This is a genomic window from Hyalangium minutum, assembly GCF_000737315.1.
GTDB lineage: Bacteria > Myxococcota > Myxococcia > Myxococcales > Myxococcaceae > Hyalangium > Hyalangium minutum.
In genome coordinates, this window is the sequence record NZ_JMCB01000018.1 from 152356 (window position 1) to 176421 (window position 24066).

Here is a 24066-nt window from a genome sequence, read left to right on the forward strand (position 1 = left end):
CGGGCGGAGGCATCGTGTTCGTCGACTTCTTCATCCGGCGGCCCATCTTCGCGGCCGTCTGCTCCATCCTTTTGACGCTGGTGGGCGTGCTGGCCATCCCCACGCTGCCCATCGCGCAGTACCCGGACCTGGCTCCGCCCACGGTGTCGGTCACCAGCACCTACGTGGGCGCCAGCGCCGAGGTGGTGGAGAACGCCGTCACCATCCCGCTGGAGCAAGAGCTCAACGGTGTGGAGGGCATGCGCTTCATCACCTCCACCAGCAGCAACGACGGTGTGAGCCAGATCTCCATCACCTTCGAGCCCACGCGCGATCTCGAGGTGGCGGCGGTGGACGTGCAGAACCGCGTCAGCCGCGCCGCCTCGCGCCTGCCCTCGCAGGTGAACCAGACGGGCATCGTGGTGAACAAGGCCTCCAGCCAGCTGCTGATGAGCTTCGGCCTCTACAGCCCGGACGAGCGCTATGACGCGCAGTTCCTGAGCAACTACGCGGACGTGAACCTGCGCGACGCCATCAAGCGCGTGAAGGGCGTGGGTGAGGTGCGCATCTTCGGCGAGCGCAAGTTCTCCATGCGCCTGTGGCTGGATCCCACGGAGCTGGCGCGCCGCAAGCTGACCCCGCAGGACGTGGTGCGCGCGCTCCAGGAGCAGAACCTCCAGGTGGCCGCGGGCCAGGTGGGCCAGGCGCCCTCCAGCGAGAGCCAGCCCTACCAGCTCGCGGTGCGCGCGCGCGGCCGGCTCATCGAGCCCGAGGAGTTCAACGACATCGTCCTGCAGCGCAGCCAGGACGGGAAGCTGGTGCGCGTGAAGGACGTGGGGCACGCGGAGCTGGGCGCGGAGAACTACGGCCAGCTGATGCGCTTCAACGGCAAGGCGGGTGCGGGCCTGGGCATCTTCCAACTGCCCACCGCCAACGCGCTGGACGTGCGCGACGGCGTGACGAAGGAGATGGAGCGGCTCTCCAAGAGCTTCCCGCAGGGCATGGAGTACCGGCCGGGCACGGACACCACCCTGGCGGTGCGCGCCTCCATCCACGAGGTGGTCGAGACACTGGTGGAGGCCATCCTCCTCGTCATCCTGGTCATCTTCCTGTTCTTGCACGGGTGGCGCAGCGTGCTCATCACCGCGCTCACCCTACCCGTGTCGCTGGTGGGCACCTTCGCGTTCGTGAAGGCGTTCGACTTCTCCATCAACACGCTGACGCTGTTCGGCCTCACGCTGGCCACGGGCCTCGTGGTGGACGACGCCATCGTGGTCATCGAGAACATCGAGCGCCTGATGGCCGAGAAGAAGCTCACGGCCCGGCAGGCGGCCCGCGCGGGCATGAAGGAGGTGTCCGGCGCGGTGGTGGCCATCTCCATCGTGCTGGTGGCGGTGTTCGTGCCGGTGGCCTTCTTCCCTGGCACCACGGGCGCCATCTACCGGCAGTTCGCGTTGACGATCGCCGCCTCCGTGGCGCTCTCCACCTTCTGCGCGCTGACCCTCACGCCCGCGCTGAGCGCCCTGTTGCTGAAGCACGGCCACGGGCCGAAGTGGATCGTCTTCCAGAAGATCGATCAGATGCTCGACTGGGCGCGGCGGAGCTATGGGCGCTCGCTGGGCTTCCTGCTGAAGCACCCGGTGGCGGTGCTGCTGGCCTTCGCGGTCTGCGTGGGTGGCACCGTGGCGCTGTTCCGCTCGGTGCCCACGGGCTTCATCCCCGACGAGGACCAGGGCTACCTCATCATCTCCGTGCAGGGCCCCGAGGGCATGTCCATTGCTCAAACGGAGAAGGTGCTGCGCGAGGTGGAGCAGGTGCTGAACCAGCAGCCCGAGGTGGCGGCCATGTTCGTCATCGGCGGCTTCTCCTTCAGCGGCTCCGGCCCCAACATCGCCACGGCCTTCGCCACGCTGAAGCCGTGGGAAGAGCGCAAGGGCTATGAGCACTCCGTGGCTGGCATGGTGGAGCGGCTGCGCGGCCCGCTGAGCCGCATCGGCGCGGCGCGCGTGCTGCCCTTCCAGCCCCCGGCCATCCGCGGCGTGGGCAACGTGGGCGGCTTCCAGTTCATCGTCGAGGACATCAACGGCACCGGCTCGCTGGACAACCTGAGCGCGGCCGTCCAAGACCTGGTGGCCAAGGGCAACGAGGAGGGCCGCCTGCGCGGCGTCTTCACCTCCTTCACGGCGGACTCCCCGCTGCTGGACGTGGAGGTGGATCGCCAGAAGGCCAAGGCCCTGGGCGTCCCCATCGAGCAGATCTTCTCCACGATGCAGCTCTACATGGGCAGCCAGTACGTGAACGACTTCAACTACGCCAGCCGCACCTACCGCGTGTACCTGCAGGCCGATCAGCAGTTCCGCGACAGCCCGGCGGACATCGGCGCGTTCTACGTGCGCAGCGACTCCGGCGACATGATCCCGCTCGAGGCGCTGGTGAAGGTGACGCCCACCACCTCCGCGCAGATCATCCGGCACTACAACCTGTTCCGCTCGGCGGAAATCAACGGCCAGGGCGCTCCGGGCGTCTCCTCCGGCCAGGCGCTGGACGCCATGGAGACGCTGGCCGCCCAGAACCTGCCCCAGGGCATGAGCTCCGAGTGGACGGGCATCAGCCTGGAGCAGAAAGAGAGCGGCGGGCAGACGCTGGCCATCTTCGGCATGGGCCTCGTGTTCGTGTTCTTGGTGCTGGCTGCCCAGTACGAGAGCTTCAGCCTCCCGTTCGTGGTCATCCTCTCGGTGCCGCTCGCCATCCTGGGGGCGCTCGGGCTGCAGGTGCTCCGTGGGCTGTCGAATGACGTGTTCTGTCAGGTGGGTCTGGTGATGCTGGTGGGTCTGGCCAGCAAGAACGCCATCCTCATCGTCGAGTTCGCCGAGCAGCTGCGCGAGCAGGGCAAGAGCGCGGTGGAAGCGGCGATCTCAGCGGCCGAGGTGCGGCTGCGGCCCATCCTCATGACGTCCATCGCGTTCCTGCTGGGCGTGGTGCCGCTGATGCTGGCCACGGGCGCGGGCTCGGCGGCTCGCAACTCGCTGGGCACGGCCATCTTCGGCGGCATGTTCGTGTCCACGGTCATCAACCTCATCTTCATCCCGAGCTTGTACGTGCTGGTGCAGAAGCTCCGGGGTGAGACGAAGCGCTCCCACGAGGACGAGGAGGAGGCAGCCGCTCCGGCTCCTGCTCCTTGAGGTTTGCATTCATGCGGGGGCTGGTAGCATCCCCCGCATGAACCGACGCATTCCGGCCCTGCTTGCCGCGCTGCCCGTCACCGTGACGCTGGCCGCTCCCCCTGCCCTCGCATGCACCAGCATGCTCGTCTCCAAGGGGGCCACGGCGGACGGCGCCACCTTCATGACGTACAGCGCGGACTCGCACGAGCTCTACGGCGAGCTGTACTACACCCCCGCACGGCGCCATGAGCCCGGCGCACAGCGCGACATCATCGAGTGGGACACGGGGAAGTTCCTCGGGAAGATTCCCGAGGCCCCCGTCACCTACTCGGTGGTGGGCAACATGAACGAGCACCAGCTCTCCATCGGCGAGTCCACGTTCGGCGGCCGCAAGGAGCTGGAGACTCCGAATGGCGTCATCGACTACGGCTCGCTCATCTACATCGCTCTGGAGCGGTCCAAGACGGCACGCGAGGCCATCCAGGTCATGACGCGCTTGGTGGCCGAGCACGGCTACGCCTCCACCGGTGAGTCCTTCTCCATCGCCGACCCGAAGGAGACCTGGCTGATGGAGATGATCGGCAAGGGCGAGGGGCAGAAGGGTGCGGTGTGGGTGGCTCGCAAGCTGCCCGAGGGCTATCTCACCGCGCACGCCAACCAGGCGCGCATCCGCCAGTTTCCGCTGACCGATCCGTCCACGACGATCTACTCGCCGGACGTCATCTCCTTCGCCCGGGCGAAGGGCTGGTACTCCGGAGCGGACAAGGACTTCAGCTTCGCGGACACGTATGCCCCGTTCGACTTCGAAGCACAGCGGTTCTCCGAGTCGCGCGTGTGGAGCATCTTCCGGCGTGCGGCGCCCTCGCAGAAGCTGGGCGTGGAGTACGTGGATGGCTCGGCGCCCGACAAGCGCCTGCCGCTGTGGGTGAAGCCAGACAAGAAGCTGTCCGTGCAGGACACCATGGCGCTGATGCGGGATCACTTCGACGGCACGCCGCTGGACATGGCGAAGGACGTAGGGGCTGGGCCGTATGGAGCGCCCTATCGCTGGCGGCCGTTGACGTGGGAGGTGGACGGGAAGAAGTACGTCAACGAGCGCGCCATCTCCACGCAGCAAACCGGATTCTCCTTCGTGGCGCAGCTGCGCGACTGGATGCCGGCGCCCGTGGGCGGCGTGCTCTGGTTCGGCGTGGATGACACCGCGATGACGGTGTACACGCCGATGTACGCGGGCATCCGGCAGGCTCCGAAGAATCTGGCGCAGGGCGTGGCCAGCCGGGGCAAATTCTCGTGGGACTCGTCCTTCTGGGTGTTCAACTGGGTGTCGAACCAGGCTTACGCGCGTTGGAGCGACATGTCCGTGGACGTGCAGAAGGAGCAGGGCGAGCTGGAGCGCCAGTTCCTCGCGGACCAAGCGGGCATCGAGAAGAAGGTGCTGGAGCAGTACAAGCGCAACCCCGAGGAGGCACGTCAGTTCCTCACGGAGTACTCCGGGAAGCTGGGCGAGCAGGTCCACACACGCTGGCGTCGGCTGGGTGAGAATCTGCTGGTGAAGTACATCGACGGCAACGTCCGGGATGACCAGGGCAAGGTGAACCACCCGCCGTATCCACAGTCGTGGTACCGGCGCATCGCTCAGGAGACGGGGCAGCACCTGCAGCTGCCTGCCGAGCCTGCGCAGAAGCCCGCTGCTGCGCCTGCGGTGACACCTGCTGCTGCTCCTGCCGCGCCCGCGCAGAAGCCGGAGCCGAAGCCGACGGTGGCTCCCGCGCCCTAGCGGTCAGCGAGCTCCAGGAGCTTGGTGACGGTGCTCCAGTTGCGGGCCGTAGGGGTGACTCCCAGGCGCGGCCCGCCGAGCACGGTCGCCAGCTTCGAGTTCCCAATGCCGTTGGGAAACCGGGCGTAGATCTCACGCCCGACGACTCGGAACTCCTCCGGGAGGTAGGCCTTCGGATCGATCTCCTGGAGCCGCTTCTTCTCGGGGACATCAGAGAGGAACGTCACGAGGAACTTGGAAGGTGCGTCCTCGGCACCGGAGAGAGGATTTGCCTGGATGACGGCAGCGAGCTCATCCCGGGTGCGGATGATGACGGCGACGTCGAAGCCGAACTCCTTCGCGATGGCGGTCTCGAGCTGCTTGGCGACCTTCGCCGGGTTCTTCTCCTTGGTGGTGAAGACGGCGTTGCCGCTCTGGAGCAGTGTGGCGACATCGGTGTAGCCGAGCCCCTCCATCAGATTGCGGAGCTGGGCCATCGGGACCTTCTTGTTGCCCCCCACGTTGATACCGCGCAGCAAGGCGACGTACCGGGTCATGCCCGCGCTCTAACACACCCAGGCGGCAGAGCGTGGATTACGGGTTCTGCTTCACCGGCAGCACGATGCGGAAGGTCGTTCCAGCCCCGGGCTGGCTGCGCACGTCGATGCGGCCCCGGTGCCGCGCCACGATGCTGTACGAGAGTGCCAGCCCCAACCCTGTCCCCTTCCCCACCGGCTTCGTCGTGAAGAAAGGATCGAAGATGCGCGTCAGGATCTCCGGCGCGATCCCCTCGCCGGTGTCCTCAATTTCCACGAACACCTGCTCGGTCCCGCTGGTCCCCGTCCGCACCGTGATCGTCCCCCGCTTCCCCTTGATCGCCTGCGCCGCGTTCACCAGCATGTTCAGGAACACCTGGTTCAGCTGTGACGGCAGGCACTCCACCTCCGGCAGCGCCCCGTACTCCCGCACCACCTCCGCCACGTACTTCACCTCGTTGTTCACAATCGTCAGCGTGCTATCGAGCCCCTTGTGCAGGTCGGCCCACTGCCACTGTGCATCGCTCACATGCGAGAACTCCGTCAGATCCCGGATGATCTGCCGCACCCGCCGCAGCCCCTCCGTCGACTCGCTCACCACCTCCAGCGCGTCCTCCCGTAGCACCCCCAGCTCCGCCTCCTCCTTCCGCGCCTCCAGCCGGTTCCGCGCCTCCTCCCCCAGCCCCACCTCCTCCGCCTCGTACGCCCCAATCAGCTTCAGCAACCCCGCCACGTAGTGACGCAGCGTCCCCAGGTTGCTGCTCACGAACCCAATCGGGTTGTTGATCTCGTGCACCAGCCCCGCCGTCAGCTGCCCGATTGACGCCATCTTCTCCGACTGCAGCAACTGGCTGTGCGTGTCCTCCAGCTTCCGGATCAGCGCCGCCTGCTCCGCCTTCTCCGCCAGCAGCGCCTCCTCGATGCGCTCCCGCCCCGCCAGCTCCTCGCGCAGCTGATCGTTCCGCGACGTCAGCTCCCGCGACGTCAGCTCCAATGAGCGCTCGATCAGCTGCCGATCCTCGTCCGCCGCCAGGTAGGCCTCGCTCACCGCCTTCAGGAAGGACTCCATCCCTGCGGGCCACTTCTCAGGCTCGCCGAAGAACCGCTGCAGCTGTCGCTCGAGCAGCTTGTGGTAGCTCACGATTCCGAGAACGCCGTGATGGTCATGGTCTGGTTGTGCAGCTCACACCGCGTCACCGCTCCGCTCGGGCAGATCTCCCCATACGAGTAGAAGCCTGTCAGCACGGGGCCCGTCCCGAGCACCTCTCGCACGCACTCCACCTCCTCCTCCACGCGCTGCTGGAGCACCAGCTTGCGCCCCACACAGCTGATCAGCACCGCCAGCTCCGGCCGGAAGCTCCCCAACCGCTCCAGCCCCGCCCTCGCCGCCCCCGCCGCTCCATCAATGAGCCGGTCGAAGTTCGCCTTCATCAGCCGTGCGTAGGCCCCTTCCGGCATGTCGCCCGCGAAGGTCATGCTCTGCTCCCGCTCGTCGATGCTCAGGACCGTCCGGACCAGCACCCGGCCCTCGTCCCCTCGCAGTGCCAGGGGAAACCGCAGCGCCGAGGCCGGAAGCCCCGCCGCGTGCGGCCCCAGGTATTCCTTATAGAGCGCCAGCGCCGAGCGCCCATCCAGCTCGTAGAGCACGTTCCTCCGCGAGCGAGTGATTCGCCGCTCCGGGCCAAAGGCATCCCAGCCCCCCACCGAGCCGTAGCCCACGTGCAGCTGCTCGCCACAGAAGCCCACCGCAGCAATCAGCCCCGCCGCGGGCACGCCATTGGCGCACACCACCGTGTGCTGGAAGTGCGGCCCATCCCCCGCAAGCCCCCCCGTCAGCCCCACCGAGTCCGGCAGGTTCGCCCGCAGCCCTCGCACCAGCTCCGTGCCGTTGACCTTCAGCCCGTCCGACAGCACGAGCACCTGCGTGAGCCCCGGCCGCTGCAGCGCCTTCGCCAGCGCCGCTCCCGCCGCGTAGCTCTCTTCCATTGAGCCCACCGGCACCTGCGCCAGGTGCACCTGTGTCCGCAGGAACCGCACCGCCGTCACCACCAACGAGTCGTCACAGACCGCCGTGCCGCAGATCTCCCCCGCAGTCGAACAGCCCACCAGGAGCGCCTCTGGGTACCACTCGCGGATCTGCCGCATGGCCGAGGGTGCTCCCAGCCGCGCCGTGGCCCCAAACAGCAGCACCAGCTGCGCCTCGGAACCCGCGCCCCCCGGCGCCGTCTCGCGCCAGCCCTCTGCGGCGGTCCACGTCTTTTGCTCGACCTTCATCCGCGCCTCCGCCCACAGCAGCATCTCCCTGTCAATGATGCTTGAGCCGCACGCCTCCTGCGAAGACTTCAGACGCCTCGCACCCCGCGTGTACCCATCCTGACCGCCAATCCCCGGAATGCCGATTGCAAGACCGTGGTATTGAGGCCTCGTACCCATGACAACCGCCACGGTCCTGGTCGTCGATGACGACCGCGCCAACCTCGACTCCGTCTCCCGCATCTTCCAGCGCGAGGGGCTGTCCACCCTCTCCGCCTCCAATGGCACCGAGGCGCTCGACCTGCTGCGCAAGCCCGAGGTCAGCGTCATGGTCACCGATCTGATGATGCCCGGCATGGACGGCCAGGAGCTCCTCAAGGCCGCGCGCACCATCCGCCCGGACGTCGAAGTCGTCCTCATGACGGCCTACGCCACCGTGGAGACCGCCGTCGCCGCCATGAAGGACGGCGCCTACGACTTCATCACCAAGCCGCTCAAGCGCCACGCGCTCGTGAAGGCCGTGCAGAAGGCCCTGGAGAAGCAGGCCCTCGTCGCCGAGAACAAGTCTCTCAAGGCCAAGCTCGCCGAGATCGGTGCCTCGGGCGGCAAGGCCATGGTGGGCCAGTCTCCCGCCTTCCGCGCCATGATGGACACCCTCCGTCAGGCCGCTCCCTCCACCGCCACCATCCTCCTCATGGGCGAGTCCGGCACCGGCAAGGAGCTGGCCGCCCGCGCTCTCCATGAGCACTCGCCCCGCTCCAAAGGCCCCTTCATCGCCGTCAACTGCGCCGCCCTTCCCGAGAGCATCCTCGAGGCCGAGCTCTTCGGTGTGGAGCGCGGCGCCTACACCGGTGCGGTCGCCCGCCGCGAGGGCCGCTTCGAGCGCGCCAGCGGAGGTACCCTCTTCCTCGATGAAGTGGGCGAGATGCCTCTCTCCGCCCAGGTAAAGCTCCTGCGCGTTCTTCAAGAGGGAGAGATCGAGCGGCTCGGCGGCACGCAGACGGTCAAGGTGGATGTCCGCCTCGTGGCCGCCACCAACAAGGACCTCCAGAAAGAGGTCTCCGAGGGCCGCTTTCGCGAGGATCTCTACTACCGCCTCAACGTGGTGGAGATCCGTGTCCCCGCCCTGGCCTCGCGCCGCGAGGACATCCCCCTGCTGGCCGACTCCTTTCTGCGCCGCTTCGCCGCCAAGAACGGCAAGACGCTCCGAGGCTTCTCCGAGGAGGCCCTGCGCATCCTCGAGAACTACGCCTGGCCCGGCAACGTGCGCGAGTTGGAGCACGCCGTGGAGCGCGCCGTCGTCCTCGCCCGGGGAGAGGTGCTCGAAGCCAGTGATCTCCCCGAGAGTGTGCGCAAGGGGCCGCTGGGCTCGGCTGGCCAGCTCGTCATCCCCATTGGTACGCCCATGGAGGAGATCGAGCGCCGGGTCATCCATGAAACCCTGCGCCACACCAAGGGGGACAAGACTCTGGCCGCCCGGCTGCTGGGAATCGCCGCGCGCACCATCTACCGCAAGCTGGAGCGCGAGGCCTCCGGCGCGCCCTCCGATCGGGAGCCCGAAGGCCCCGACACCCCCGAGCCCTCCTCCACCCCCGACTGACAGCCCGTCACACCCTCCCCCGCCGGGTTTTGACAAAATGTCCCAGCCCCCGAAACCCGTCGCTCGCCTGCTCCCGGTGTGGGTCCTACCTGGAATAATTCCGCGGACTTGGCCGTAGGCCACGGGTTGTCCGCCGCCCTGTGGGTGGCACTTCGCTTGCTCAACACCCAGCAGCTCCCTTGGACGTGTGATGGAACTCCTCTTCCGCAAATACTTCTGGACCGTGAACCTCGTGTTCATCCTGCTCGTTGCCTGGCTGGTAGCGCGCACGGCGAACCTGTTCGTGGAGTCCGCGATCGCGCCCGCCCCCAACGCGGAGCCCGCGGTGCGCACCCCGCAGCGCCTCCAGGAGACCCAGCAGCTGGCCTCGCTGGACATCGACCGCCTGTCCAAGCTCACCGGCATCAAGATCCCCGAGCCTGAGCCCGTCGTGCAGGAGCCCACCTCGGCCCCGGTCGTCGACGAGAACGCCGAGCCCGTGAAGAGTGGCCTGCGCGTGAAGCTGCTCGGCACCCTGGTGTCCGTCGACAAGAACTGGTCCTTCGCCTCCGTGCAGGACATGACCACCCAGCGCTCGCAGACGTACATGGTGGGGGATCCCATCCAGTCCGCCACGGTGACGGACATCCAGCGCGAGCGGGTGATCATCCTCAACAACGGCCGCCGGGAGTTCATCGACGGCCAGCCGGGAGACGGCAGCATGCCGACCCCCACGTTCACGCCTCCTCCCGTGGCCTCGGCCGCGCCGGCCGCGCCCAACAGCGGCCTGGGCAACGGCATCCGCGCCGTCAGCGAGAACGAGTACGAGGTGCCGCGTGGGGAGATCGACAAGACGCTGGCCAACCTCAACGAGGTGGCCATGCAGGCGCGCATCGTGCCCGCCTTCAAGGACGGACAGGCCCAGGGCTTCAAGCTCTTCTCCATCCGCCCGGACTCCATCTACTCGAAGATCGGCGTGCAGAACGGAGACGTCATCCGCCGCATCAACGGGTTCGACCTGAACAGCCCGGAGAAGGCCCTCGAGGTCTACTCCAAGCTCAAGGAAGCTCCTCGCATCGAGATCGAGATCGAGCGTAACGGCGCGCCGATCCGCAAGACGTACAACGTCCGCTAACCCCGCAGTGCAAACCCTTCCATGAAGACGCTCTCGCCCCGGTCGCTCCTGCTGTGCCTGGCGCTGGCAGCCTCGCCCGCCCTGGCTCAGCGCCCTGTCTCGCCCCCCGCCGCTCCTCGCGGGGAGCGGCAGATCAATCCGCAGCCCGCACCCGGCGTCACCGCCGGCGGTGAGGGAACTCCCAAGGCCGAGGGCGGCCGCACCACGCCCACCTGCGAAGAGGCCCGGCGCCGCGCGCGCTACGGCATCTACTTCGACAAGGTGGACATCGAGAAGCTGGTGCAGACCGTCTCGGATGCCACCTGCAAGACGTTCATCCTCCCGGAGAACGTGCGTGGGAAGATCTCCATCATCGGCCCGGAGAACGGCCGCGTGGAGGTGGACGCCGAGCAGTTCTACGCCGCCTTCCTGGCCGCGCTCGACGCCAACGGCCTGTCCGTGTACCCCCACGGCCGGTTCCTGAAGATCGTCGACAAGCGCTCGGCGAAGCAGAACCCCATCCCGACGATCGTGGACGCGGACACTCCGTACACCACGAACGAGCAGATGGTGACCAAGCTCTTCAAGATCCGGTACGTGGAAGTGGAGCCGCTGCGCGGCGTGCTGCAGCAGCTGGTGTCCAAAGACGGCGACACCATCCCGTACCCGCCGGACACGGTCATCGTGAACGACGTGGGCTCCAACATGCACCGCCTGGAGCGCATCATCGCCCAGCTGGACACGCGCGCCTCCAGTGACGAGCTGCGCATCATCCAGGTGCAGTTCGCCACCGCCAATGACGTGGCCAGCACCGTGCAGAAGCTCTTCGAGTCCAAGTCCCGCCCAGGCCAGCGCACCGGCGGCTTCATCCCCAACGTGTCGCCAGGCGCGCAGCCGGGCGAAGTCGCCGTCCCGGGCCAGTCAGGAGAAGCCTCCGGCGGGCCGGTGACGCTGTCGCAGATCATCCCGGACGAGCGCACCAACAAGCTCATCGTCGTGGCCAGCCCCGCCGCCTTCGAGCGCATCCTTCAGATCGTCCGCGAGGTGGACGTGCCCACGGACGCGGGCGGCCGCATCAACGTCTACCCGCTGGAGAACGCGGACGCCGAGGAGCTGGCCAGCACGCTGCAGACGCTGGCGCAGGGCACCGCCAACCGCCCGCGCACCCCGATACCGGGGCCGCCTCCCGGGGGCATCCGCGCCTCCCCCACGGCCGCCGAGCTGTTCTCCGGCGAGGTGAAGATCTCCGCGGACAAGTCCACCAACGCGCTGGTGATCGTCGCCAGCCAAGCGGACTTCCGGAACATCATCCGCGTCATCGAGCAGCTGGACATCCCCCGGCGCCAGGTCTTCGTCGAGGCCGTCATCATGGAGGTCAACCTGGACCGGAACGCCGAGTTCGGCATCAACTTCCACAGCGGCTACAAGCTGAACACGGACCAGGGCTCCGTGCCGGGCCTGTTCGGCACCAAGTACACCAGCCAGGGCCTGCCGCCCTCGTTCTCGCTGGCGAACCTGGCCAGCTTCGGTGGCTTCCTCGCCGGCCTGCAGGGCCCCGTCATCCCGGAGCTGCAGAAGCTGGGCATCGACATCCCCGCCTTCGGCGTGGTGCTGCACGCGCTGCAGCAGAGCTCGGACGTGAACGTGCTCTCCACGCCGCACATCCTCACCAGTGACAACGAGGAGGCGGAGATCACCGTGGGCCAGAACGTGCCCTTCCAGTCCGGCTTCTCGCCCACCGCGCTGGGCACGGGCCTGGGCACCACCGGCACCACCGGCGGCATCAACCCCTCGCTGCTGGGTGGCCTGGGCGGCCTGGCCTCTCAGTTCGCCCCCATCACCCGCCAGAACGTGGAGCTGAAGCTCACCGTCAAGCCGCAGATCAACGAGAGTGACTTCATCCGCCTCGTCATCACCGAGCAGACGGAGGAGATCGCCTCCAGCGATCCGGTGCTGGGCCCCACCACCTCCAAGCGCAGCGCGAAGACGACGGTGGTCGCCAAGGATCAGGAGACGGTCGTCATCGGCGGCATCATGCAGGACCGCTCCATCGAGTCCGTGGCCAAGGTGCCCATCCTCGGTGACGTGCCGCTGCTCGGGCACTTCTTCCGCGAGACCACGCGCAAGAAGACGAAGACCAACCTGCTGCTGTTCCTGACGCCCTACATCATCAAGGACCAGAGCGACTTCCGCACCATCTTCGAGCGCAAGATGAAGGAGCGGCAGCAGTTCGTGGAGCAGTTCTACGGGCAGGTGCCGGGCTACGACGTGGCCGTGGACTTCAGCCGCAAGCCGGGCCCGCTGTCGCGCATGAACCAGTCCGTCCTCCGCGAGCAGCAGAAGCTGGAGAACGGCGGCCCGGGCACCCCCGGGGAGCGCATCATCAAGCCCGGCAGCCAGGGCCGTCAGAATGCCCCCGGCACGGGCACCCAGGCGCCTGCTGGGACGCAGGACAGCCAGGGGACCGGGGTGGCGCCCGCCGTGGCGCCCGCCGCGAGTTCACCGGCCGTGGAGACGGGGCCCGAGGTCCGGGAAGCACCGGCGGCGCCCCAGGGTTCCGAAGAATCAGTGCCTACGCCCGAGGCCCCTGAGCGGCTGCGCATCCAGCCGGACACGGGAGCGGGAGATCGAACCCCATGACTGACCTGACCGACGCCACTCGCACCGCCGAACAGCCCGCCGAGGCCCCCCCGCGCAACGAGGCCACTCACATCGTCGCGAACGGCCCTGCCTTCCTGGCGGGCCGTGCCATCGGTGAAATCCTCCGCGCCACGACTGGGCTGTCCGAGGAGAAGCTCCGTGAGGGGCTCACCGCCCAGGCGGAGAAGGGCGGCCGGTTGGGTGAGGTGCTCGTCGGGATCAAGGCCGTCACGGAAGAGGACGTGGCCAAGGCGCTCGGGCTGCAGCTGGATCTGCCGTACCTGCAGCGCATCTTCGTAGATGAGGTGGACCCGGAGCTCGTCAAGAAGGTCCCCATCAACTTCGCCAAGCAGGCGAAGATCATCCCGCTGTCGCTCCAGAAGGACGACACCATTGCCATCGCCGTGGCCGACCCGCTGGACACCGCGGCCATGGACCACGCGCGCATGCTCCTGGGCGCCAGCCTGGACACGCGGATTGCCCTGGCCTCCACCATCGTGGACGCCATCAACAGCGTGTACGACCGCTCCATCAACGAGGCCGAGCAGCTCGTGGACGAGATGGAGGCCACGGACCTGGACTCCCTGGCCCACGAGCTCGAGGAGCCCAAGGACCTGCTGGACACGGATGACGAGGCCCCGGTCATCCGGCTTGTGAACTCCGTGCTCTTCCGCGCCGCCAAGGAGCGCGCGAGCGATATCCACATCGAGCCCATGGAGCGCGAGCTGCTGGTGCGCTTCCGCGTGGACGGCGTGCTCCAAGAGGTCATCAAGCCGCCCAAGCGCTACCAGAACTCGATCGTCAGCCGCGTCAAGGTCATGGGGCAGCTGAACATCGCCGAGAAGCGCCTGCCCCAGGACGGCCGCATCCGCATCAAGCTGGCCGGCCGCGACATCGACATCCGTCTGTCCACCATCCCCACCTCGTATGGCGAGCGCATCGTCATGCGTCTGCTCGACAAGTCCGCCACGCTGTTGGACCTGTCCGAGATCGGCATGGCGCAGCACACGCTGCACGGGATGGAGGGCGTCATCAAGCGCTCGCACGGCATCATCCTCGTCACGGGCCCCACGGGCTCCGGTAAGACGACGACGCTGTACGGCGCCCTCTCCAAGATCAACACGTCGGACCTCAACATCCTCACCGTCGAGGACCCGGTCGAGTATCAGCTCAAGGGCATTGGCCAGATGGCCATCAACCCGAAGATCGGGCTGACGTTCGCCCAGGGGCTGCGCTCCTTCCTCCGCCAGGACCCGGACGTCATCATGGTGGGCGAGATCCGCGACAAGGAGACGGCGGAGATCGCCATCCAGGCGTCGCTGACGGGCCACCTGGTGTTCTCCACGGTGCACACGAACGACGCCGCGGGCGCCGTCACCCGTCTGGTGGACATGGGCGTGGAGCCGTTCCTCGTGGCCTCGTCGCTCACGGCCATTCTGGCGCAGCGCCTCGTGCGCCGCGTGTGCCCGGACTGCCGCGTGCAGTACTCGCCCACGGATGACGAGCTCAAGGAGCTCACCCACTCGCGAGCAACTTTCAAGCAGCGCTACGGCGTGGAGAAGATCTACAAGGCCACGGGCTGCCCCAACTGCAACCGCACCGGATACCGCGGCCGTACGGGTATCTACGAGTTCCTCCTGGTGGATGACGAGGTCCGCCAGCTGGTGCTCAAGAACGTGGACGCCGCCACCATCAAGAAGGCCGCCATGAGCAAGGGCATGCTGACGCTGCTCGAGGACGGCGCGCGCAAGGTGTCCTTGGGAGAGACGACCATTGCCGAGGTCCTCAGCATTACGCAGGAGGACATCTAACCACGGCCCCTCCTCCGGGGGGCTGGGGGTGAGCCATCATGCCTGTCTTCGAGTACAGAGGTCTCAACACTGCGGGTAAGACCATCAAGGGTCTGCTCGAGGCGGAGTCCCCCAAGTCGCTGCGTGCCCAGCTCCGCAAGGACGGCATCTTCCTCACGGACGTGCTGGGCCAGGCCGAGGGCAGCCGCGGCGCCGTCCGCAAGGGCGCGGGCGCGGACCTGGCTGCCCGCGAAGTCGACTTCCGCAAGCTGGGCGGCGGCCGCGTCACCACCGAGGACATCGCCATCACCACCCGGCAGCTCGCCACGCTGCTGGGGGCGGGCGTCACCCTCATCGAGTCCCTCACCGCGCTGGTGGACCAGGTGGAGAAGGAGCGCCTCAAGCGCATCCTGTCGGACGTGAAGCAGCGTGTGAACGAGGGCTCCTCGCTGGCGGACGCGCTGGGGCAGCACCAGAAGGTCTTCGGCTCGCTCTACGTGAACATGGTGCGAGCGGGCGAGGCCTCGGGCGCGCTGGACACGGTGCTCCTGCGGCTGGCGGACTTCACCGAGAGCCAGGCCAAGCTGCGGCAGAAGATCGTCGGCACCATGCTCTACCCGGCCATCATGCTGCTGGTGGGCGGCGGCATCCTCGTGCTGCTCATGGTGGTGGTGGTCCCCAAGGTGACGAAGATCTTCGACACCATGAAGGCCACCCTGCCGCTGCCGACGCGGGTGCTCATCGCCACGAGCAACTTCCTGCAGGACTACTGGTTCATCATCTTCCCGCTCTTGGCCCTGGGCAGCTTCCTGGCGTCGCGCTACTTCGCCAGCCCCGCGGGCAAGCCCAAGTGGGACCGGTTCGTGCTCAAGGCCCCCATCTTCGGCAGCCTGGTGCGGCTGCTGGCCATCTCCCGCTTCGCGCGCACGCTGGCCACGCTGCTCAAGAGCGGTGTGCCCCTGCTGGCCGCCATGGACATCGTCAAGGCCATCATCAGCAACTCGGTGCTGTCCGACGTGGTGGAGAAGGCCCGGGACGCCATCCGCGAGGGAGAGAGCATCGCCAACCCGCTCAAGCGCTCGGGTGAGTTCCCGCCGCTCGTCTACCACATGGTCTCCATTGGTGAGCGCTCGGGCCAACTGGAAGACATGCTGCTGTCCGTGGCGGACAGCTACGAAACACAGGTGAACGTGCGCATTGGCGCGCTCACCTCCCTGCTCGAGCCACTGCTCATCGTGTTCATGGGCGCGGTGATTGCATTCGTTGCCTTCTCGATCCTGATGCCGATTCTGCAGGTGAACTCGGCCATCCGGTAACGGAGAGAGACGGCGATGAACGACACGCTCAACCGGTGGATTCAACGTGTCACCCTGGCGGCCATGGTCGCCCTGGCGGCGGCCCTGCTGGCTGTGGGGGTGGCCCTCTACGCTCCGGCTACCGAGGCGCATGAGTCCCCGTCGAAGAGCGCCTTGCAGCAGCCCTGACAAAAACGACCCGGCACGGCCGCCCGGCCTGCCAGAAAGTCATTCCGAGGAAGGACGCTTATGACGACGCAACAGACGAAGAAGCAGCAGCGCCGCCGAAACCGAGGCATGACCCTCATCGAGATCATGGTGGTGATCACCATCCTGGGCCTGATCGCCGCCGCCGTGGGCGTGGCCGTCATCCCGAAGCTCGAAGAGGCCAAGCGCGACACCGCGCGCCTGGACATCAACTCCATCCACAACGCGCTGAAGCTCTACTACACCAAGGCGGGCAAGTACCCGGACACCGCCACGGGCCTCAAGGCGCTGGTGGACACCCAGAACCTGGACAAGTTGCCGGTGGATCCCTGGGGCAACGAGTACGTCTACATGAACGAGGGCGGCAAGCCCGTCATCGTCTCCTACGGCGCGGACGGCACCGTGGGCGGTGAGGGCAGCGACCAGGACATCTCGTCCAAGGATCTGGCCGCGGCGAAGAAGTAGCGCGCGGCGCGAGGAGCTCTCCCATGGCGACCCCTGTCACCCTCCAGACCGAGCCGATGACGCCCCGCCCGGCCCGAGTGGGGCGGTACGTGGTCGCCGCGGCGTGCGTGCTGGCCACGGCGCTGGCCTTCGGCATCGCCTACGTGACGACGGACTGGAGCCTGCCTCCGAAGCAGCGCCTGGCGCTGGAGCAGATCCGGCGCCTGGAGGGCGTCTTCAAGATGTACCACCGCAGCATGGGGCGCTTCCCGCTCGAGGAAGAGGGCTTCGAGCCGCTCATCCAGGCGAAAGTGCTCACGGAGGTCCCCGTTGATCCGTGGGGCCACCCGTACGTGTACCGGTTCAACAACGAGCACACGGGCGTCCTCTCCTTCGGCGCGGACGGCGTGCCTGGAGGCGAGGGAGAGAACGCGGATATCACCAGCGGTGGACTGTGGAGGCCTCGGCAATGACACACCTGTCTCTGGCACGGAAGCGCCGGGCCCAGCGGGGCCTCACGCTCATCGAGATCATCATCGCGCTGCTCATCGCCGCGGTGCTCTTCGGAGCGGTGGTGTCGGGCGTTGGCGCGCTCACCGGCACCAAAGCCAAGGCGTCAGCCAGCGAGCTTGCGGGCATCATCCGCTCGCTCTACGACACGGCCGCGCTCACGGGGAAGACGTGCCGGCTGGTGTTCGAGCTGCCCCAGGCCAAGAGCGAGGATCCGGTGCGCTACCACGCCGAGTGCGCCGAGAGTGGCATCACCACCTCGCGCGATCGCGAGGCTTCGCTCCGGGACGAGAACAAGGCGAGGGATGACGAGAAGCGCCAGGGCCCCAGCAAGGACCCGCGGCGCAACTTCACCTCGCGCGACAGCGGCGGGGCGCCCAGCATGCAGGATCTGATCGAGCAGGAGCAGGGCCGCGTGGAGCAGTCGGCGCGCTACTCCAGCTACACCGCCGAAGAACTGGCGCCGCGGGAGCTGGCGGGCGCCGTGTCGCTCTCAGTGTGGACGCGCCACCAGCGGACCGCGGTGGACCAGGGCGTGGCCTATCTCTACTTCTTCCCCCAGGGCTACACGGAGAAGGCCCATGTGTACGTGCGGCAGGGCGATAACGTGTGGACGCTCGTCGTCTCGCCCCTGACGGGCAAGGTGACCATCGTCTCGGAGGAACTGGAGGTGCCTCGGTCATGAAGAACCGCAACCGTCGAGGCTTCACCCTGCTGGAGACCGTGGTCGCGCTCGCCATCCTCGTGATGGCGCTGATGGCGATCTTCGACCTGAACTCCGGCGCGATGTCCAACCACGTCTACACCAAGCACCTCACGGTGGCCGCGTTCCTGGCCCGCTCGAAGATGACGGACCTGGAGCAGAAGCTCTACGACGACGGCTTCAACGCCGACGACGATGAGGAGTCCGGCGACTTCTCCGAAGAGGGCTGGCCCATGTTCAAGTGGCGCGCGAAGATCATCGCGCCCAAGACGGATGGGGTGACTCCGGACCAGCTCATCGGCGCCATCTTCAACCTCCCCATCGGCGGAGACGGGGACATGGGCGGCATCGCCTCGCTCTTCGGCGGCGGCGCGGGAGGTGACAGCAAGAGCGGTGGCGGTCCCGTTCCGGCAGCGGGTGGCATGGCTGGCATGGCCGCAGGCATGGCGCAGCCCATGTTCACCCAGATGATCGAGCAGCTGAAGAGCTCCGTGCGCGAGGTCCACCTCACGGTGACATGGAGGGAGGGCAAGCAGGTGGAGAGCATGGACGTGGTGACGCACGTCGTGTCGCTCGGGCCGGGCTCGGATCGCAACGGTGGCGCCGCAGCCGCCGCGGCCGCCGCCCGGGGCCAGCAGCCTCCGGAGACGTCCAACCAGTGGGTGAACCCCGCCACCGGCCAGCTCGTCCCCAACCCGATCCCCGGCCCCAACGGGCAGATGCTGGACCCCGTCACCCGCCAGCCCCTCGTCAACCGGCAGCAGCAGCTGGATCAGCTCAACTCGGGTCAGATCCCCGGCGGTGGACTCAACGTGCCCAGGACGGGTGGCGGCATCTTCAACCCTCGCGGAAAGAGCTCCCAATGAGACGCACGATCCGGGGTTTCACGCTGATGGAGGTCATGGTCGCCGTGGCGATCACCGCCCTTATGGGCACGATGGTGGCCATGGCCTTCCAGACGGGCTTCCGCGCCAAGGAGCTGGTGGAAGGCGAGGCCGACCACTACCGCATGGTCCGCGCGGCGCTCAACCGCATGGCCCGTGAGATTGGCTCCGCGTACGTGAGCGACCGGTACGATCCCAAGCGTTACCGGGACTCCAACGACCGGCCCACCAACTTCGTCGGCGAGCGGGACCGGCTGCTGTTCACCACGTTCGCGCACCAGCGCCTGTACACGGACTCCAAGGAGTCTGATCAGTCCGTGGTGGAGTACTTCGTGGAGAGCTCCACGGAGAAGGGCGCGCGGAGCCGGCAGGATCTGAAGCGGCGGGAGAACCCGAACATCGGCGAGCGCATGGACCGGGGCGGCACCACGGACGCGCTCTTCGAGGGCGTGAAGAAGATCGAGTTCGCTTACTGGGACTCCGAGCGCAAGGAGTGGGAGGACGAGTGGGACACGCGCCGCAATGAGAAGAAGTCCTTCCTTCCCACCCGCGTGCGCATCACGATCTTCGCCCTGGACGAGAACGGTAAGGAGGCGCGTTACACCACCCAGGCCCGAATCATGCTGAACACGGAGCTGCCGAGGTTCTAAATGCCCAGGTTCTTCTCACAGACGCCCAGGCGCCGCTCCGCCCGCCCGCCCGCTTCGCCCGCGAAGCGCGATCGCCGCGCGCGAGGTGTGGCGCTCATCATCGCCGTCATCTCCATCACCCTGCTCACCGTGGTGGCGACCGAGTTCGCCTACAACACGCGTGTGGATCTGCAGCTGGCCGCCAACCAGCGGGACGAGGTGCGCGCCTATTACATGGCCCGCTCCGGCCTGTCCCTGGGGCGCCTGTTGCTGCGCTTCCAGAAGCAGGTGGACCAGACGCCCATCCCCAACCTGGGCGGCATCCTCAGCGCCCTCACGGGTGGCGGTGCCGGGGCCGCGGGAGGCCAGCAGCAGGCCGCGCAGACGCTCAACATCCAGCTCTGGAAGCTGGCGCGCGTGGACTGCCACATGCTCAAGGGCCTGGTGCGCAGCGATGTGGGCGAGGGCAAGGACGGCAAGGCCGCGGAGCCCCAGGACGAGAACTTCACCATGGAGGACGAGGACGCGGAGCAGGCGCTGGGGGCTCAGCCCCTGAAGCGCTCCTTCGGCGGCTTCGAGGGCTGCTTCCTCGCGAACATCAGCGACGAGGAGGAGAAGCTCAACATCCACCGGCTGGCGGGCCTCGCCACGGATGCGCTGCCCACCGCGGCGCGCCTGCTGGACTTGCTCGGCGACAAGCGCTTCGAGTTCCTCTTCAACCGCGACGATGCCAACCGCGTCCGCGTCACCCCGCAGGACGTCGTCATCGCCCTCAAGGACTGGGTGGACGAGGACGAGGTGCAGTCCGCCATCAACGTGGCCGATCCCGTCAACCCCTTCGCCGCGGGCTTCTCGCCCGAGGACAGCAACTACGACCGCTTCGACCCGCGCTACGAGGCCAAGAACGCCCGCTTCGACAGCGTGGACGAGCTGTACCGCGTCCACGGCGTCACCGACATGTTCATGGCCGCCTTCCGCGACCGGCTCACCGTGTACCCGGACGTGAACTCGCGCCCCAACGTGAACACGGATGACCCGATGATGATGTACATGGCCATCCTCTCCGTGGCGGACCCCTCGCACCCGGATCCGCGGCTGAAGGATCCCGTGTTCATCAACGAGGTCATCACCCGCATCCGCTCGGCGCGCATGTTCAGCTTCTTCGGCATGTCCGTGCAGGACTTCGTCAGCGTGGTGGAGTCCGCCGGCATCCCTATCAACCCGGCCATCAAGGCCAGCGCGACCAACAACCGGCTCGTGGGTGACAAGAGCCAGACCTTCACCATCAAGTCCGTGGGAGAGGCGGGCAGCGTGCAGAAGACCATCACCGCCGTGGTCAAGCTGGACGACTCGCTCGGCAAGCTCCTGTATTGGAGAGAGGAATAAAGATGGCCCGCATTCTTGGCCTCGATTTGGGCAGCTACTCCGTCAAGGGCGTCCTGTTCGAGTCGAACATCCGCGGCTACACCACCAAGGCCTATACCGAGGTGCGCCGCGCCGAGGGCGACCGCACCGAGACGCTCCGCGCCGCCGTGAAGGAGCTGCTTGCCCAGCAGCCCATGCAGGCCGATCAGGTCATCGTCGCCCTGCCCGGGCCTACGCTGTTGACCCACGCCTTCACCCTGCCCTTCAGCGACCCGAAGCGGCTGGAGGCCGCCCTCCCCTTCGAGGTGGAGAGCCAGCTGCCGTTCGACCTGAGCGAGGTCCTCTTCGACTACCAGGTGGTGGGCCAGAAGGCGAAGGCCAACAGCGACGTGCTCGTGGGCGTGGTCCGCAAGGAGGAGCTGAGCTGGCTCCTGGGCCTGCTCACCGAGCTGAAGGTGGACCCGCGCGTCATCACCCACCCCGGCATCACCTACCAGAACCTCTTCATCCAGACGCCCGCCATGTTCGACGGGCTCGGTGAGGCCGAGGCGATCGCCGTGGTGGACATCGGCCACGAGCGCACCACGGTGGCCATCGGCAAGCCGGGCGTGGGCGTGGAGTTCGCTCGCACCTTCGCGGGCGGCGGCAGGGATTTGAGCCGTGCGCTCGCCGCCGAGTTCCAGACGCCCCTGGCCGAGGCCCACCAGTGGAAGGAGACCTACGGCGCCATGGCGAGCGCCGCCACGGCCCAGGGCCCCGATGCCGAGCGCGCCGCCTCCGCCTTCGTGCGCGGCCTGCAGCCGGTGCTCCGCGAGCTGCGCCCCACCTTCAAGGCCTTCACCGCCCGCACCAAGCGCAACGTGGGCGCCGTGGTGCTGTGCGGCGGCACCGCCCGCCTCAAGGGGCTCGCCGAGCAACTGGAGAAGGATCTCCACCTCCAGGTGCGCGTGCTCGCGCTGCCCAACGAGGCAGCCTCCTCCATCCCCGCGGAGGTCCAGCCCTCGGCCGTCCAGGCCTATTCGTTGGCGCTGCGCGGGCAGGCCTCGGGTGCCAAGGCCCCGCGCTTCAACCTGCGCCGTGGCGAGTTCGGCTTCAAGGGCGACTTCGACTACGTGAAGGACAAGATCGGCCTGCTGGGCTCGTTCGCCGCCACCCTGCTGCTGCTGTTCATCGCCAGCGGCGTGGTGCGCAACACCGTGCTCGCGCGCAACGAGGCCAAGGTGGACGCGGTGCTCTGCAAGACCACCGAGCGCATCCTCGGCAAGTGCGAGACCAACTATGACCGCGCGCTCAACCTGCTGCGCGGCGTGGAGAGCCCGGCCGCCGCCCTCCCGAAGGTGACGGCGGTGAACCTCCTGGCGGAGGTGACGCAGAGGATCCCCCCGGAGGTGCCCGTGAAGATCGAGCGCATCCAGATCGATCTGGAGCGCGTCATCCTCCAGGGCGAGACGAACAGCTCCAAGGAGATCGACACCCTCACCACCGCCCTGAAGACGCACCGGTGCTTCCGCGAGGTGAACCCGGGCAAGGTGGAGAAGACGCGGGACGGTCAGAAGGTGACCTTCCGTCTGGACATCCAGGTGCAGTGCCCCAACCAGCCGGGGGCGGAGAGCTAGGCCATGAAGCAACTCCTCAATGATCTGCGGCTGCGCTTCGAGCAGCTCAGCGCCCGCGAGCGGCGCCTCGTGGTGGTGGCCGGCTCCGCCGTGCTGCTCTTCATCCTCTTCATCACGGTGCTGTCCTTCGCCAACAGCGCCAACGGCTACCGGCGCCGCACCCAAGACAAGCTCGCCAAGCTCCAGGAAGTGCAGCAACTGGCGGCCAGCTACGCCCAGGCCACTGCCGCTCGCAACGCCGTGGAGCAGCAGCTGACCAGCAGCGACGTCCGCCTGCTCACGTACATCTCCGACAAGGCCAGCGCCGCGGGCCTGGACGCCCCCAACATGACGCCCAAGGGCGAGGTGGGCATCGGCGATGGGAACATCCTCGAGAGCAGCATCGAGCTGACCTTCACCGACGTGGACCTGCGCAAGCTGACCGACTTCCTGCGCACCGTGGAGGGCGGCCCCGGCATCATCAAGGTCAAGTACCTGCGCCTGGAGCCCCGCCCGGCCACTGACACCCTGACGGCGTGGGCCACCGTCGCCACCTACCGGCTGAAGCAAGGCACGCAGCCGTCGACTCCGCAGTGACATCATGGCTACCGAGACCAAGACCGCCCGCTGGAAGATCATCGTCGGCTACAGCGCCTTCTCGCTGTTCGCCCTCGTCCTCTGCCTGTTCCTCACCTTCCCGTATGGCGCGCTGCGCGCGCGCATCGCCACCGAGGCGCTGAAGGCCGGCTATGTGGTCCGCATCGACACACTGCGCCCCGGCCTCGTTGGGCTCACCGCCAAGGGAGTGAAGGTGAGCCAGCCGCCCGCGCCCCTCAGCGCCGAGACCGTTGCCGCCCTCACCAGCGGCGATCCGTCGACCGCGCGCATGCTCGGGCCGGCGGAGCTGGGCGAGGCGCTGACCATCGACTCCGTGTCCCTGCGCCCCACCCTGTTCCCGCTGGGCGTCGCCTTCGACTCCAACGCCCTGGGCGGCACCATCACCGGCAACATCGGTGGCCGCAAGACGCTGGAGGTGCGCGTCAAGCTGGCCAAGCTCGATCCCGGCGCAGGCAACCTCAAGAACTTCACCGGGCTGGATCTGGAGGGCAGCCTGAATGGCTCGCTGAACCTGAGCCTGCCCGCGCCCGAGGGCACCGGTGGCCGCCCCGGCGAGCCGGATCTGTCCCAGGCCGATGGCGAGCTGGTGCTCGATGGCCAGAACCTGCTGCTCAAGGGCAGCGTCGAGGGCTCGGGCGTGGCCAGCCAGGGCAGCCCCGTGTCCCTGCTCTTCCCGGGCGGCCTGCCTCGCATCCCCGTGGGCGAGCTCTCCGCCAACATCCGCTTCGAGAAGGGCCTGGGCACCGTGGACAAGCTCCGGCTCGGCGGCGATCAGCTGGAGATCCTCGGCACCGGCACCCTCAAGCTCAACAAGCGCCTGCAGTACGCAGAGCCCGCCATGGACATCAAGATCCGCGTCGAGCCGGAGCTCGTGAAGGAGCTGGGCACCGCCGGCCTGGGCCTGTCCATCCTGCCTCCGGACAAGGAGGACCCGAAGTTCCGCGCGGGGCGCCTCAGCGGCTCGATGGGTAAGCTCTCTTTCCTCGGCAAGCGTTGATACGTTGG

At 67.6% G+C, this 24066-nt stretch carries 20 protein-coding genes; 17 read left to right on the plus strand and 3 right to left on the minus strand.

The features are described 5' to 3' along the window. Positions 1-14: 14 nt before the first annotated feature. Both DB31_RS35185 and DB31_RS35190 read left to right on the plus strand, forming a co-directional pair. Positions 15-3161, plus strand: coding sequence for an efflux RND transporter permease subunit (locus tag DB31_RS35185; RefSeq protein ID WP_044196273.1), 3147 nt, complete (start codon positions 15-17; stop codon positions 3159-3161). Positions 3162-3198: 37 nt separating this feature from the next. Further along, complete coding sequence (locus DB31_RS35190; protein WP_044196275.1) at positions 3199-4920, plus strand: dipeptidase; 1722 nt, start codon at positions 3199-3201, stop codon at positions 4918-4920. Here DB31_RS35190 and DB31_RS35195 read toward each other — a convergent pair. The 3 genes from DB31_RS35195 to DB31_RS35205 are packed head-to-tail and all read right to left on the minus strand — an operon-like array spanning position 4917 to position 7709. After that, complete coding sequence (locus tag DB31_RS35195) at positions 4917-5456, minus strand: DUF1697 domain-containing protein (RefSeq protein ID WP_044196277.1); 540 nt, start codon at positions 5454-5456, stop codon at positions 4917-4919. The genes DB31_RS35190 and DB31_RS35195 overlap by 4 nt on opposite strands. Positions 5457-5493: 37 nt before the next feature. Beyond that, positions 5494-6576 (minus strand): ATP-binding protein, encoded by a 1083-nt coding sequence (locus tag DB31_RS35200; RefSeq protein ID WP_044196279.1) that lies wholly within the window; start codon positions 6574-6576, stop codon positions 5494-5496. Next, positions 6573-7709 (minus strand): FIST signal transduction protein, encoded by a 1137-nt coding sequence (locus DB31_RS35205; protein ID WP_044196426.1) that lies wholly within the window; start codon positions 7707-7709, stop codon positions 6573-6575. Before DB31_RS35205 ends, DB31_RS35200 begins: the two co-directional genes overlap by 4 nt. Before the next feature lie 157 nt (positions 7710-7866). Between DB31_RS35205 and DB31_RS35210 the strand changes: the two genes are divergently transcribed. The 15 genes from DB31_RS35210 (at position 7867) to gspN (ending at position 24058) form a co-directional block, all read left to right on the plus strand. Continuing rightward, positions 7867-9288, plus strand: coding sequence for a sigma-54-dependent transcriptional regulator (locus tag DB31_RS35210; protein ID WP_044196281.1), 1422 nt, complete (start codon positions 7867-7869; stop codon positions 9286-9288). 190 nt (positions 9289-9478) lie between these two features. Next, positions 9479-10402, plus strand: coding sequence for a type II secretion system protein GspC (gspC, locus tag DB31_RS35215; protein ID WP_044196283.1), 924 nt, complete (start codon positions 9479-9481; stop codon positions 10400-10402). 21 nt (positions 10403-10423) lie between these two features. Then, the gene (gspD, locus tag DB31_RS35220; RefSeq protein ID WP_044196285.1) at positions 10424-13021 is read left to right on the plus strand and encodes a type II secretion system secretin GspD; all 2598 of its coding nucleotides are present in this window, start codon (positions 10424-10426) and stop codon (positions 13019-13021) included. Then, positions 13018-14832, plus strand: a complete 1815-nt coding sequence (gspE, locus tag DB31_RS35225) for a type II secretion system ATPase GspE (RefSeq protein WP_044196287.1) — start codon at positions 13018-13020, stop codon at positions 14830-14832. Before gspD ends, gspE begins: the two co-directional genes overlap by 4 nt. 38 nt (positions 14833-14870) lie before the next feature. Continuing rightward, the gene (gene gspF, locus DB31_RS35230; RefSeq protein WP_044196289.1) at positions 14871-16127 is read left to right on the plus strand and encodes a type II secretion system inner membrane protein GspF; all 1257 of its coding nucleotides are present in this window, start codon (positions 14871-14873) and stop codon (positions 16125-16127) included. Between the two features lie 15 nt (positions 16128-16142). Then, positions 16143-16295, plus strand: coding sequence for a hypothetical protein (locus DB31_RS49795; RefSeq protein ID WP_169787142.1), 153 nt, complete (start codon positions 16143-16145; stop codon positions 16293-16295). 60 nt (positions 16296-16355) lie between these two features. Next, the gene (gspG, locus tag DB31_RS35235) at positions 16356-16778 is read left to right on the plus strand and encodes a type II secretion system major pseudopilin GspG (RefSeq protein ID WP_044196291.1); all 423 of its coding nucleotides are present in this window, start codon (positions 16356-16358) and stop codon (positions 16776-16778) included. Between the two features lie 23 nt (positions 16779-16801). Beyond that, positions 16802-17230 (plus strand): type II secretion system protein GspG, encoded by a 429-nt coding sequence (locus DB31_RS35240; RefSeq protein WP_044196293.1) that lies wholly within the window; start codon positions 16802-16804, stop codon positions 17228-17230. After that, positions 17227-17952, plus strand: coding sequence for a prepilin-type N-terminal cleavage/methylation domain-containing protein (locus DB31_RS35245; protein WP_044196295.1), 726 nt, complete (start codon positions 17227-17229; stop codon positions 17950-17952). Before DB31_RS35240 ends, DB31_RS35245 begins: the two co-directional genes overlap by 4 nt. Beyond that, the gene (locus DB31_RS35250; protein ID WP_044196297.1) at positions 17949-18836 is read left to right on the plus strand and encodes a type IV pilus modification PilV family protein; all 888 of its coding nucleotides are present in this window, start codon (positions 17949-17951) and stop codon (positions 18834-18836) included. Before DB31_RS35245 ends, DB31_RS35250 begins: the two co-directional genes overlap by 4 nt. Beyond that, positions 18833-19504 carry a PulJ/GspJ family protein gene (locus DB31_RS35255; protein ID WP_044196299.1) on the plus strand — a complete coding sequence of 224 codons (672 nt, stop codon included), beginning with the start codon at positions 18833-18835 and terminating at the stop codon, positions 19502-19504. The genes DB31_RS35250 and DB31_RS35255 overlap by 4 nt, the downstream gene beginning before the upstream one ends. Next, positions 19505-20869 (plus strand): type II secretion system minor pseudopilin, encoded by a 1365-nt coding sequence (locus DB31_RS35260; protein WP_044196301.1) that lies wholly within the window; start codon positions 19505-19507, stop codon positions 20867-20869. A 2-nt stretch (positions 20870-20871) separates the two neighbouring features. Beyond that, a complete protein-coding gene (gene pilM / locus DB31_RS35265; protein ID WP_044196304.1) occupies positions 20872-22464 on the plus strand; it encodes a pilus assembly protein PilM in 1593 nt (530 codons plus the stop codon). A 3-nt stretch (positions 22465-22467) separates the two neighbouring features. Further along, entirely contained in the window at positions 22468-23040 is a 573-nt protein-coding gene (gene gspM, locus DB31_RS35270) for a type II secretion system protein GspM (protein ID WP_044196306.1), read from the plus strand. Positions 23041-23044: 4 nt separating this feature from the next. Further along, positions 23045-24058: a type II secretion system protein GspN gene (gspN, locus tag DB31_RS35275; protein ID WP_044196308.1), complete on the plus strand. Its 1014-nt coding sequence runs from the start codon at positions 23045-23047 to the stop codon at positions 24056-24058. Positions 24059-24066: the final 8 nt, after the last annotated feature.

Bases quoted from the DNA above. Each gene is read 5' to 3' on its own strand.
- pilM (WP_044196304.1), top strand. From the start codon at position 20,872: ATGGCCCGCATTCTTGGCCTCGATTTGGGCAGCTACTCCGTCAAGGGC.
- gspD (WP_044196285.1), top strand. From the start codon at position 10,424: ATGAAGACGCTCTCGCCCCGGTCGCTCCTGCTGTGCCTGGCGCTGGCA.
- gspG (WP_044196291.1), top strand. From the start codon at position 16,356: ATGACGACGCAACAGACGAAGAAGCAGCAGCGCCGCCGAAACCGAGGC.
- DB31_RS35245 (WP_044196295.1), top strand. From the start codon at position 17,227: ATGACACACCTGTCTCTGGCACGGAAGCGCCGGGCCCAGCGGGGCCTC.
- DB31_RS35210 (WP_044196281.1), top strand. From the start codon at position 7,867: ATGACAACCGCCACGGTCCTGGTCGTCGATGACGACCGCGCCAACCTC.
- gspE (WP_044196287.1), top strand. From the start codon at position 13,018: ATGACTGACCTGACCGACGCCACTCGCACCGCCGAACAGCCCGCCGAG.
- DB31_RS35240 (WP_044196293.1), top strand. From the start codon at position 16,802: ATGGCGACCCCTGTCACCCTCCAGACCGAGCCGATGACGCCCCGCCCG.
- DB31_RS35260 (WP_044196301.1), top strand. From the start codon at position 19,505: ATGCCCAGGTTCTTCTCACAGACGCCCAGGCGCCGCTCCGCCCGCCCG.
- DB31_RS35255 (WP_044196299.1), top strand. From the start codon at position 18,833: ATGAGACGCACGATCCGGGGTTTCACGCTGATGGAGGTCATGGTCGCC.
- DB31_RS35190 (WP_044196275.1), top strand. From the start codon at position 3,199: ATGAACCGACGCATTCCGGCCCTGCTTGCCGCGCTGCCCGTCACCGTG.
- gspN (WP_044196308.1), top strand. From the start codon at position 23,045: ATGGCTACCGAGACCAAGACCGCCCGCTGGAAGATCATCGTCGGCTAC.
- DB31_RS35195 (WP_044196277.1), bottom strand. From the start codon at position 5,456: ATGACCCGGTACGTCGCCTTGCTGCGCGGTATCAACGTGGGGGGCAAC.
- gspM (WP_044196306.1), top strand. From the start codon at position 22,468: ATGAAGCAACTCCTCAATGATCTGCGGCTGCGCTTCGAGCAGCTCAGC.
- gspC (WP_044196283.1), top strand. From the start codon at position 9,479: ATGGAACTCCTCTTCCGCAAATACTTCTGGACCGTGAACCTCGTGTTC.
- DB31_RS49795 (WP_169787142.1), top strand. From the start codon at position 16,143: ATGAACGACACGCTCAACCGGTGGATTCAACGTGTCACCCTGGCGGCC.
- DB31_RS35250 (WP_044196297.1), top strand. From the start codon at position 17,949: ATGAAGAACCGCAACCGTCGAGGCTTCACCCTGCTGGAGACCGTGGTC.
- DB31_RS35205 (WP_044196426.1), bottom strand. From the start codon at position 7,709: ATGAAGGTCGAGCAAAAGACGTGGACCGCCGCAGAGGGCTGGCGCGAG.
- gspF (WP_044196289.1), top strand. From the start codon at position 14,871: ATGCCTGTCTTCGAGTACAGAGGTCTCAACACTGCGGGTAAGACCATC.